Raw genomic sequence first — 10,933 nt, forward strand, 5'->3', positions numbered from 1 at the left:
GTTAGCGTCGCATCAGGCAAAAAGCAGTAATGAAAACAACAAATACAGCCTCACCTGGCATCAAATTTATGAGGAAAAAATGAAATTACTTATTCTTGGCAACCATACTTGCGGCAATCGCGGCGACAGCGCCATCCTGCGCGGCTTACTTGATGCCATCAACATCCTCAATCCACACGCCGAAGTGGACGTGATGAGTCGTTATCCGGTCAGTTCTTCCTGGCTGCTTAATCGCCCGGTGATGGGCGATCCGCTGTTCCTGCAAATGAAACAACACAACAGCGCAGCGGGCGTTGTCGGGCGCGTTAAAAAAGTCCTCCGTCGCCGCTACCAGCATCAGGTATTGCTTTCACGCGTCACCGACACCGGCAAGTTGCGTAATATCGCCATCGCCCAGGGATTCACTGACTTCGTGCGCCTGCTGTCAGGTTACGACGCCATTATTCAGGTCGGCGGATCGTTTTTTGTCGATCTCTATGGCGTGCCGCAGTTTGAGCACGCGCTTTGCACATTTATGGCGAAAAAGCCGCTGTTTATGATTGGTCACAGTGTTGGCCCCTTCCAGAATGAGCAATTTAACCAACTGGCGAACTACGTTTTTGGTCACTGCGACGCGCTGATCCTGCGCGAATCGGTCAGCCTTGATTTGATGAAACGCAGTAATATCACTACCGTAAAAGTGGAACATGGCGTTGATACCGCGTGGCTGGTCGATCACCACACCGAAGATTTCACCGCCAGCTATGCCGTCCAACACTGGCTGGACGTTGCCGCACAACAGAAAGCGGTGGCAATTACCCTGCGCGAACTGGCACCGTTCGACAAACGTCTCGGCACCACTCAACAAGCGTATGAAAAAGCCTTTGCCGGGGTGGTCAATCGCATTCTCGACGAAGGCTATCAGGTGATTGCGCTCTCCACCTGTACGGGTATCGACAGCTATAACAAAGACGACCGTATGGTGGCGCTCAATCTGCGCCAGCACATCAGCGATCCTGCCCGTTACCACGTAGTGATGGATGAACTTAATGATCTGGAAATGGGCAAAATTCTGGGAGCCTGTGAACTCACCGTCGGTACGCGCCTGCACTCTGCCATTATCTCGATGAACTTTGCCACTCCGGCAATTGCCATCAACTACGAACATAAATCCGCCGGGATTATGCAGCAGTTGGGACTGCCAGAGATGGCAATTGATATCCGTCATTTATTAGACGGCAGCCTGCAAGCGATGGTTGCGGATACCTTAGGCCAGCTTCCGGCGCTGAACGCACGACTTAACGAAGCCGTCAGTCGCGAACGTCAGACGGGAATGCAGATGGTGCAGTCAGTGCTGGAACGCATCGGGGAGGTGAAATGAAGGTCGGCTTCTTTTTACTGAAATTTCCGCTGTCGTCGGAAACCTTCGTCCTCAATCAAATTACCGCGTTTATTGATATGGGCTTTGAGGTGGAGATTGTCGCGCTACAAAAAGGTGACACCCAGAATACCCACGCGGCATGGACGAAATATAACCTTGCCGCCAGAACCCGCTGGTTGCAGGACGAACCACAAGGCAAAGTAGCGAAACTGCGCCACCGTGCCAGCCAGACCTTACGCGGCATTCATCGTAAAAATACCTGGCAGGCGCTTAACCTCAAACGCTATGGTGCCGAGTCGCGGAACCTGATTTTGTCTGCCATTTGCGGCCAGGTCGCAACACCATTTTATGCCGATGTCTTTATCGCTCATTTTGGCCCTGCGGGGGTAACAGCAGCAAAACTACGCGAACTGGGTGTCATTCGCGGCAAAATTGCCACTATCTTTCACGGTATTGATATCTCCAGTCGGGAAGTGCTCAACCACTACACTCCCGAATATCAACAACTGTTTCGCCGTGGCGACCTGATGTTACCAATAAGCGATCTGTGGGCCGGAAGGCTGCAAAAAATGGGCTGCCCTAAGGAAAAAATTGCCGTATCGCGCATGGGCGTGGACATGACGCGTTTTAGCCCGCGTCCGGTGAAAGCGTCCTCAACGCCGCTGGAAATCATCTCCGTCGCACGTTTAACCGAGAAAAAAGGCCTGCATGTGGCGATTGAAGCCTGCCGGCAGTTGAAAGAGCAGGGCGTGGCATTTCGCTATCGCATTCTCGGCATCGGCCCGTGGGAGCGGCGTTTACGCACGCTCATCGAACAGTATCAACTGGAAGATGTGGTGGAGATGCCAGGCTTTAAACCGAGCCACGAAGTTAAGGCGATGCTCGACGACGCGGATGTCTTTCTGCTGCCTTCAGTCACGGGCGCGGATGGCGATATGGAAGGGATACCCGTGGCATTGATGGAAGCGATGGCGGTCGGCATTCCGGTCGTTTCTACTCTGCATAGCGGCATTCCGGAACTGGTGGAGGCCGATAAATCGGGTTGGCTGGTGCCTGAGAACGATGCTCGCGCACTGGCGCAACGGCTGGCGGCGTTTAGCCAACTGGATACCGACGAACTGGCTCCGGTTGTCAAACGCGCTCGCGAAAAAGTCGAACATGATTTTAACCAGCAGGTGATCAATCGAGAGTTAGCCAGCTTGCTGCAAGCTTTATAGAGGAGAACGCATGTCATTTAAAACAATCTCCCGACGCACCTTCCTGACGGCAAGCTCCGCGCTTGCCTGCCTCCATACCCCTTTCGCCCATGCACTTCCCGCCCGACAAAGCGTAAATATCAACGACTACAATCCGCACGACTGGATCGCCTCATTTAAACAAGCCTTTAGCGAAGGGCAAACGGTCATCGTGCCTGCCGGATTTGTTTGCGACAACATCAACACCGGCATCTTCATCCCTCCTGGCAAAACCTTACACATTCTCGGTAGCCTGCGCGGCAACGGCAGAGGGCGATTTATCTTACAGGACGGCAGCCAGGTGACAGGGGCGAAGGGCGGCAGTATGCATAACATCACCCTGGATGTGCGCGGTTCTGACTGCACCATCAAAGGGCTGGCGATGAGCGGATTTGGCCCGGTAACGCAGATTTATATCGGCGGCAAAAACAAACGGGTTATGCGCAACCTGACCATCGATAACCTGACCGTGAGCCATGCTAATTACGCCATCTTACGCCAGGGATTTCATAACCAGATTATCGGTGCCAACATCACCAATTGTAAGTTCAGCGACTTACAGGGCGACGCCATCGAATGGAACGTGGCAATCAACGACCGCGATATTTTAATTTCCGACCACGTAATAGAACGTATCAACTGTACTAATGGCAAAATCAACTGGGGCATCGGCATAGGCCTTGCGGGAAGTACCTACGATAATAACTATCCAGAAGACCAGGCGGTGAAAAACTTTGTCGTGGCGAATATTACAGGATCGGATTGTCGACAGCTGATTCATGTTGAAAATGGTAAACATTTCATTATCCGTAATATCAAAGCGCGCAATATTACGCCTGATTTCAGCAAGAAAGCCGGTATTGATAACGCCACTGTAGCGATATATGGATGTGATAACTTTGTTATTGACAATATAGAAATGGTTAATAGTGCCGGGATGTTAATCGGCTACGGCGTCATTAAAGGCAGGTATCTCTCCATACCGCAAAACTTCAGACTGAATAATATTCACCTTGATAATACTGACCTTGCCAGGAAATTGCGCGGGATACAAATTTCAGCAGGTAACGCTGTCTCCTTTGTTGCACTGACCAATATTGAGATGAAACGTGCTTCTCTGGAGCTACACAACAAACCGCAGCACCTTTTTATGCGTAATATCAATGTGATGCAAGAATCTTCGGTTGGCCCGGCATTGACCATGAACTTTGACTTGCGTAAGGATGTCCGTGGGACATTTATGGCAAAGAACGAGACGCTACTGTCACTGGTAAATGTTCATGTGGTGAATGAAAAAGGACAAAGCTCTGTCGATATCGACAGGATTAATCACCATATCGTTAATGTGGAAAAGATAAACTTCAGGCTACCGAAACGGGAACGATAGATTTGCGACCATTCCTGGAAAAATGGCACCATACTTAAGAATAACGCTACTGCAATCCTGGACAAAGCGGCGTAACATCGGAAGGAAATCAGTAATCAATTCAGGGTAATTGATGCTGGCGAAAAAAATCGAACAAGCTATAATTCAGCAACCATTTTACAGGTGGATGAAATAATGACGAATTTAAAAGCAGTTATTCCTGTAGCGGGTCTTGGGATGCATATGTTGCCTGCCACTAAGGCGATTCCTAAAGAGATGCTACCCATCGTCGATAAGCCAATGATTCAGTACATTGTTGACGAGATTGTGGCTGCAGGAATCAAAGAAATCCTCCTGGTAACTCATGCGTCTAAAAACGCGGTCGAAAACCACTTCGACACCTCTTATGAATTAGAATCTCTCCTTGAGCTGCGCGTGAAGCGACAGCTGCTGGCAGAAGTGCAGTCCATCTGCCCACCGGGTGTGACCATTATGAACGTGCGTCAGGGCGAACCATTAGGTTTAGGCCACTCCATTTTGTGTGCCCGGCCGGCTATTGGTGATAATCCATTTGTCGTCGTACTACCCGATGTGGTTATTGATGATGCCAGCGCCGATCCGTTGCGTTACAACCTTGCAGCAATGATTGCGCGCTTCAATGAAACTGGCCGCAGCCAGGTATTGGCAAAACGTATGCCGGGTGACCTCTCTGAATACTCCGTCATCCAGACTAAAGAGCCGCTGGATCGCGAAGGTAAAGTCAGCCGCATCGTTGAATTTATCGAAAAACCCGATCAGCCGCAGACGCTGGACTCAGACATTATGGCCGTAGGTCGTTATGTGCTTTCTGCCGATATTTGGCCTGAACTGGAGCGCACTCAGCCAGGTGCATGGGGACGTATTCAGCTAACAGATGCCATTGCTGAACTGGCGAAAAAACAGTCCGTTGACGCAATGCTGATGACTGGTGACAGTTACGATTGTGGTAAGAAAATGGGCTATATGCAGGCGTTTGTAAAATATGGGCTGCGCAACCTGAAAGAAGGGGCGAAGTTCCGCAAAGGCATTGAGAAGTTGTTAAGCGAATAACGAAAATCTGACAGGAAGTGTCGGTCAGTAAGAAATTAAAAACGGCAGTGAAGATTCATAGCATAAGTTTTGCGCATTGAATTTTCCTGCCGTTGTTTTTTATGAATTTCAATAATAACAATGAGTTAGCAAGCAGCTTCGCGTCAAACTTTTCCAGGATTTTCCTTGTTTCTATGGCTGTTTGGTAAGACAATTAGCGTTTGAATTTTTTGGATTTGGCACGAGCGAGTTAGGTTCGTCATATCGTAGTCATGCACGCAGTGCTCTGGTAGCTGTTAAGCCAGGGGCGGTAGCGTGCACTAATGCCTCTATTAATCAATTCTGGAGCAGTCTATTTCACAGCATGCTCTATAGCTATATGGAATAAAAAAGTGAAGATACTTGTAACTGGTGGCGCAGGGTTTATTGGCTCTGCTGTAGTTCGTCACATTATAAATAATACGCAGGACAGTGTTGTTAATGTCGATAAATTGACTTACGCCGGAAACCTGGAATCGCTCGCTGAAGTTTCTGATTCTGAACGTTATTCATTTGAGCATGCAGATATCTGCGATGCCGTAGCTATGGCGCGTATTTTCGCACAGCACCAGCCAGACGCGGTGATGCACCTGGCGGCAGAGAGCCACGTTGACCGTTCAATAACTGGCCCTGCGGCATTTATTGAAACCAATATTGTGGGTACTTATGTTCTTTTAGAAGCAGCGCGCAATTACTGGTCTGCTCTGAATGATGAAAAGAAAAAAAGTTTCCGCTTTCATCATATTTCTACTGATGAAGTGTATGGCGATTTACCCCATCCGGATGAAGTAAATAATAACGAAGCGTTACCGCTATTTACGGAAACGACAGCCTACGCGCCAAGTAGCCCGTATTCTGCTTCTAAAGCTTCCAGCGATCATTTGGTACGCGCATGGAAGCGAACTTATGGTTTACCGACTATTGTGACTAATTGCTCTAACAATTATGGTCCTTATCATTTCCCGGAAAAACTTATTCCATTGGTTATTCTGAATGCTCTGGAAGGTAAGGCATTACCTATTTATGGCAAAGGGGATCAAATTCGCGACTGGTTGTATGTAGAGGATCATGCTCGTGCGTTATATACCGTCGTAACCGAAGGTAAAGCGGGTGAAACGTATAACATTGGTGGACACAACGAAAAGAAAAACATCGATGTAGTGCTCACAATTTGTGATTTGCTGGATGAGATTGTACCGAAAGAGAAATCTTATCGTGAGCAAATTACTTATGTTGCCGATCGCCCAGGGCATGATCGCCGTTATGCAATTGATGCCGATAAAATTAGCCGCGAATTGGGCTGGAAACCGCAAGAAACGTTTGAGAGCGGTATTCGTAAAACGGTGGAATGGTATCTGGCTAATACAAATTGGGTTGAGAATGTGAAAAGCGGTGCTTATCAGTCGTGGATTGAACAAAACTATGAGGGCCGCCAGTAATGAATATCCTGCTTTTCGGCAAAACAGGGCAGGTGGGTTGGGAACTGCAACGTGCTCTGGCACCGCTAGGTAATCTGATTGCTCTTGATGTTCACTCCACTGATTATTGTGGCGATTTCAGCAACCCCGAAGGTGTGGCTGAAACTGTCAAAAAAATTCGCCCTGATGTTATTGTTAATGCGGCTGCTCACACTGCAGTAGACAAAGCGGAATCAGAACCGGATTTCGCACAATTACTTAACGCGACAAGCGTCGAAGCGATTGCAAAAGCCGCTAATGAAGTCGGAGCCTGGGTAATTCATTACTCAACTGACTACGTCTTCCCTGGAACTGGTGACATGCCATGGCTGGAGACTGATGCAACAGCACCGCTAAATGTCTACGGTGAAACCAAGCTAGCTGGGGAAAAAGCGTTACAAGAACATTGCGCAAAGCATCTTATTTTCCGTACCAGCTGGGTATACGCTGGTAAAGGAAATAACTTTGCCAAAACGATGTTGCGCCTGGCAAAAGAACGCGAAGAGTTGGCTGTGATAAACGATCAATTTGGCGCACCAACAGGTGCTGAATTGCTGGCTGATTGCACCGCTCATGCCATTCGCGTGGCAGTAAACAAACCAGAAGTTGCTGGTTTGTACCATCTGGTTGCTGGCGGTACAACAACCTGGCACGATTATGCTGCTCTGGTATTTGAAGAAGCGCGCAAAGCAGGGATCAACCTTGCTCTTAACAAACTCAACGCCGTGCCAACAACGGCCTATCCCACACCAGCCCGTCGTCCCCATAACTCTCGCCTCAATACAGAAAAGTTTCAGCAGAACTTTGCGCTTGTCTTGCCTGACTGGCAGGTGGGCGTGAAACGTATGCTCAACGAATTATTTACGACTACGGCAATTTAACAAATTTTTGCATCTCGCTCATGATGCCAGAGCGGGATGAATTAAAAGGAATGGTGAAATGAAAACGCGTAAAGGTATTATTCTGGCTGGTGGTTCCGGCACTCGTCTTTATCCTGTGACGATGGCAGTAAGTAAACAACTGCTGCCGATTTATGATAAACCGATGATTTATTATCCGCTTTCAACGCTTATGTTAGCGGGTATTCGCGATATTCTTATTATCAGTACGCCACAGGATACACCACGTTTTGAGCAATTACTTGGCAACGGTAGCCAGTGGGGACTTAATCTTCAGTATAAAGTACAACCCAGTCCAGATGGTCTGGCACAAGCGTTTATCATTGGTGAAGATTTTATTGGTGGCGATGATTGTGCACTGGTGCTTGGTGATAATATCTTCTATGGACACGACTTGCCGAAATTAATGGAAGCTGCTGTTAACAAAGAAAGCGGTGCAACGGTATTTGCTTATCACGTTAATGATCCTGAACGTTATGGTGTAGTGGAGTTTGATAAGAGCGGAACAGCCATTAGTCTTGAAGAAAAACCATTAGAGCCAAAAAGCAATTATGCTGTAACCGGACTTTATTTCTATGACAATGACGTTGTAGAAATGGCGAAAAACCTTAAACCATCTGCGCGTGGTGAACTGGAAATTACCGATATTAACCGCATTTATATGGAACAAGGACGTTTGTCTGTTGCTATGATGGGGCGTGGCTATGCGTGGCTGGATACAGGGACGCATCAAAGCCTTATTGAAGCAAGTAACTTCATTGCAACGATTGAAGAGCGTCAGGGATTAAAGGTATCTTGCCCGGAAGAGATTGCTTACCGTAAAGGGTTTATTGATGCTGAGCAAGTAAAGGTATTAGCCGAGCCGCTGAAGAAAAATGCTTATGGTCAATATCTGCTGAAAATGATTAAAGGTTATTAATAAAATGAACGTAATTGAAACTGAAATTCCTGATGTGCTAATTTTTGAACCTAAAGTATTTGGTGATGAACGTGGTTTCTTTTTTGAGAGTTTTAACCAGAAAGTATTTGAAGAAGCTGTAGGACGGAAGGTTGAATTTGTTCAGGATAACCATTCTAAATCCAGCAAAGGCGTATTACGCGGGCTTCATTACCAGCTAGAACCTTATGCCCAAGGAAAACTGGTACGCTGTGTTGTCGGTGAAGTTTTTGATGTTGCGGTTGATATTCGCAAATCGTCACCTACGTTTGGCAAGTGGGTTGGTGTGAATTTATCTGCTGAGAATAAGCGCCAGTTGTGGATCCCTGAGGGGTTTGCACATGGTTTTTTAGTGCTGAGTGAAACGGCAGAATTTGTTTATAAAACAACTAATTACTATCATCCTGAGAGTGATAGAGGGATTATTTGGGATGATAAAGAGATTGGCATCGTATGGCCGTTTAAGTCTAAGGTATTGCTTTCTGTAAAGGACGCCAGACAACCCTCTCTTAATATAGCAAATATGTTATAAACCATGAATAACATTCTTTTGAAAAATATAGCTTCAATGTTCGGAATACAGAGCATGAACTATATTATACCACTCATCACATTACCATATTTAGTACATAAATTAGGGCCAGAGTCATATGGAATACTTGGATTTTCCCTTGCACTAATTCAATATTTTACACGTTTAACTGATTATGGCTTCAACCTAAGCGCAACTAAAGAAATTGCTTCGAATAAAAATATAAATTATGTCAGCAAGGTGTATTGGAGTGTATTTTACTGTAAGCTTATACTTTTAGTAATAAGTGCTGCAGTTTTAGGCCTTGCAATACATTTGAATGATTTTCTTTCAACGAATAAAATAGTGATTTGGTGTTCGTTTGTAGCTGTTTTTGGTAGCTTATTATTTCCGATTTGGTTATTCCAAGGCCTGGAAAGAATGGGGGGGATAGCTATTTCAAATATAAGCGCAAGAATAATATCGGTGCCCTTTATTTTTATATTTGTTAGTCAACCAGAAGATTCATGGGTCGCAGCTCTTATAACGAGTTTAACAACGATACTAACTGGTTTGATTGCAATGTTACTTGTAGCTAAGTATAAAATGGTCAAGTTAAGGAGAATATCAGTTGCTGATATTACATTTCAATTTAAATCAGGTTTTCACATATTCGTCTCAACTAATGCTGTGAGCGTCTATACAACCAGCGTTCCTGTTATTCTAGGATTAATTTCCGGACCGATTTCGGTTGGGTATTTTGTAGCGGCTGATAAATTAAGAATGGCATTACAAGGGCTAATAACCCCTATATCACAAGCCGTTTATCCAAGAATTATATACTTAATAAAAAACAATAAAAACCAATCGATTTTATTCGTCAAAAGATTATTTGTTATTCAAGCAGTGTTAACTTTATTTATCACAGTTACACTAATTTTTGCTGCGCCTTTTATAGTTAGTCAATTGTATGGCGAAAGTTATTCAAACTCAATACTTATACTTCAAATATTGGCTCCCACTATATTTTTGACAGGTATTAGTAATATTTTAGGTACGCAAGTGTTACTTACACATGGATATAATAAAGTTTTCGCAAAAATAGTTATTATAGCTGCGTTGGCAAGCTTGATTATAATTTTTCCATTGGTTTTGATGTATTCTGAATTTGGTGCTGCAATTTCAATTGTGATCACGGAAATAATAGTTGCATTATTAATGATGGTTGCCATCACAAGGCTAAATATTAACCCTTTTCGCAGGATTGAATAATGGCTACATATGGTGTCTTAGTCTGTTATTATAGTGAAAATAAAAAAACAGCAACTAATAGATTAAAGAAGATTCTCAATAAAGTTGATGACGATAACTATTTGGTTATAGTTAATAATACAAGTATACCTATTGTTTATACGAATGCTGAGTATGAGTTAAATGGAGATAATGTAGGTTGGGAATTTGGCTCGTGGGATATAGGGTATAATTATATCAGCAGCAGAATTAAAAATGAAGATGTATTAATATTTGCAAATGATACGTTTTGTTTTAATAGACGTTTTTCTTTCTTTGACGAGTGGTTGTTTGGGCAGGCATTTAAAAAAATAATGAAAAACAATGAAATTGTTGTTGGGGAGTTATGTGAATTAAACGAAAATTTTGTAATTGAAGGAGTCGAGCTTAATGGTTGGATTTCTACTTATCTTTATGGTGTATCAGCTTCAAAAATAAGGTACTTGTTGCCGTTTCATAATCAAATAAGGGAACTAGAAAATTGTATTGACTTTGAAAAAAGAGAAGTGCATTTATCAAATGCATCTGATAATTTAAATGCTCATTTATCTCGATGGTTATTTCCGAAAGATAATCAACATGGATGGTATAAAGCAAAAAAAGGGAGTATCGAAAAAGAATTGTGGAAAGGAAAACTTCAGGCAATATATAATGAAAAACTATTTTCAGCAAAAAGTGTTTTATTAGGGATGAATTTATATAATGTATACGGCAATCGGTTTTTCAACTTATTTGGAAAAATTCTTCGAAAACTAGTCTTTTGAATTTAGA

Annotated in this window: 10 protein-coding genes; all 10 read left to right on the plus strand. The window is 44.4% G+C overall.

Annotated elements, in window-relative coordinates:
- Window positions 1-79 precede the first annotated feature (79 nt).
- The 10 genes from wcaK to LG381_RS12730 all read left to right on the plus strand — a co-directional run bounded on the left by wcaK (window position 80) and on the right by LG381_RS12730 (window position 10,926).
- The gene (gene wcaK, locus LG381_RS12685) at window positions 80-1,360 is read left to right on the plus strand and encodes a colanic acid biosynthesis pyruvyl transferase WcaK (RefSeq protein ID WP_000770831.1); all 1,281 of its coding nucleotides are present in this window, start codon (window positions 80-82) and stop codon (window positions 1,358-1,360) included.
- The gene (gene wcaL, locus LG381_RS12690) at window positions 1,357-2,577 is read left to right on the plus strand and encodes a colanic acid biosynthesis glycosyltransferase WcaL (protein ID WP_225762493.1); all 1,221 of its coding nucleotides are present in this window, start codon (window positions 1,357-1,359) and stop codon (window positions 2,575-2,577) included. The genes wcaK and wcaL overlap by 4 nt, the downstream gene beginning before the upstream one ends.
- Before the next feature lie 10 nt (window positions 2,578-2,587).
- Window positions 2,588-3,982: a colanic acid biosynthesis protein WcaM gene (gene wcaM / locus LG381_RS12695; protein WP_225762494.1), complete on the plus strand. Its 1,395-nt coding sequence runs from the start codon at window positions 2,588-2,590 to the stop codon at window positions 3,980-3,982.
- A gap of 174 nt (window positions 3,983-4,156) precedes the next feature.
- Window positions 4,157-5,050, plus strand: a complete 894-nt coding sequence (gene galF, locus LG381_RS12700) for a UTP--glucose-1-phosphate uridylyltransferase GalF (RefSeq protein ID WP_000183032.1) — start codon at window positions 4,157-4,159, stop codon at window positions 5,048-5,050.
- A gap of 371 nt (window positions 5,051-5,421) precedes the next feature.
- The gene (gene rfbB, locus LG381_RS12705) at window positions 5,422-6,507 is read left to right on the plus strand and encodes a dTDP-glucose 4,6-dehydratase (protein WP_000699455.1); all 1,086 of its coding nucleotides are present in this window, start codon (window positions 5,422-5,424) and stop codon (window positions 6,505-6,507) included.
- Entirely contained in the window at window positions 6,507-7,406 is a 900-nt protein-coding gene (gene rfbD, locus LG381_RS12710; RefSeq protein ID WP_032225613.1) for a dTDP-4-dehydrorhamnose reductase, read from the plus strand. The genes rfbB and rfbD overlap by 1 nt, the downstream gene beginning before the upstream one ends.
- A 58-nt stretch (window positions 7,407-7,464) precedes the next feature.
- A complete protein-coding gene (gene rfbA / locus LG381_RS12715) occupies window positions 7,465-8,343 on the plus strand; it encodes a glucose-1-phosphate thymidylyltransferase RfbA (protein WP_225762495.1) in 879 nt (292 codons plus the stop codon).
- 4 nt (window positions 8,344-8,347) lie between these two features.
- The gene (gene rfbC, locus LG381_RS12720; protein ID WP_225762496.1) at window positions 8,348-8,893 is read left to right on the plus strand and encodes a dTDP-4-dehydrorhamnose 3,5-epimerase; all 546 of its coding nucleotides are present in this window, start codon (window positions 8,348-8,350) and stop codon (window positions 8,891-8,893) included.
- 3 nt (window positions 8,894-8,896) lie between these two features.
- The gene (locus LG381_RS12725) at window positions 8,897-10,144 is read left to right on the plus strand and encodes a flippase (protein WP_225762497.1); all 1,248 of its coding nucleotides are present in this window, start codon (window positions 8,897-8,899) and stop codon (window positions 10,142-10,144) included.
- Entirely contained in the window at window positions 10,144-10,926 is a 783-nt protein-coding gene (locus tag LG381_RS12730) for a hypothetical protein (RefSeq protein WP_225762498.1), read from the plus strand. The genes LG381_RS12725 and LG381_RS12730 overlap by 1 nt, the downstream gene beginning before the upstream one ends.
- The last annotated feature ends 7 nt before the right edge of the window (window positions 10,927-10,933 follow it).

This window comes from Escherichia sp. Marseille-Q3837, from assembly GCF_916618735.1.
GTDB classification, from domain to species: domain Bacteria; phylum Pseudomonadota; class Gammaproteobacteria; order Enterobacterales; family Enterobacteriaceae; genus Escherichia; species Escherichia ruysiae.

Excerpts from the sequence above, each read along its gene's own strand:
- wcaM (WP_225762494.1), top strand. The coding sequence starts at position 2,588 with ATGTCATTTAAAACAATCTCCCGACGCACCTTCCTGACGGCAAGCTCC.
- rfbC (WP_225762496.1), top strand. The coding sequence starts at position 8,348 with ATGAACGTAATTGAAACTGAAATTCCTGATGTGCTAATTTTTGAACCT.
- LG381_RS12730 (WP_225762498.1), top strand. The coding sequence starts at position 10,144 with ATGGCTACATATGGTGTCTTAGTCTGTTATTATAGTGAAAATAAAAAA.
- rfbD (WP_032225613.1), top strand. The coding sequence starts at position 6,507 with ATGAATATCCTGCTTTTCGGCAAAACAGGGCAGGTGGGTTGGGAACTG.
- wcaK (WP_000770831.1), top strand. The coding sequence starts at position 80 with ATGAAATTACTTATTCTTGGCAACCATACTTGCGGCAATCGCGGCGAC.
- rfbA (WP_225762495.1), top strand. The coding sequence starts at position 7,465 with ATGAAAACGCGTAAAGGTATTATTCTGGCTGGTGGTTCCGGCACTCGT.
- galF (WP_000183032.1), top strand. The coding sequence starts at position 4,157 with ATGACGAATTTAAAAGCAGTTATTCCTGTAGCGGGTCTTGGGATGCAT.
- wcaL (WP_225762493.1), top strand. The coding sequence starts at position 1,357 with ATGAAGGTCGGCTTCTTTTTACTGAAATTTCCGCTGTCGTCGGAAACC.
- LG381_RS12725 (WP_225762497.1), top strand. The coding sequence starts at position 8,897 with ATGAATAACATTCTTTTGAAAAATATAGCTTCAATGTTCGGAATACAG.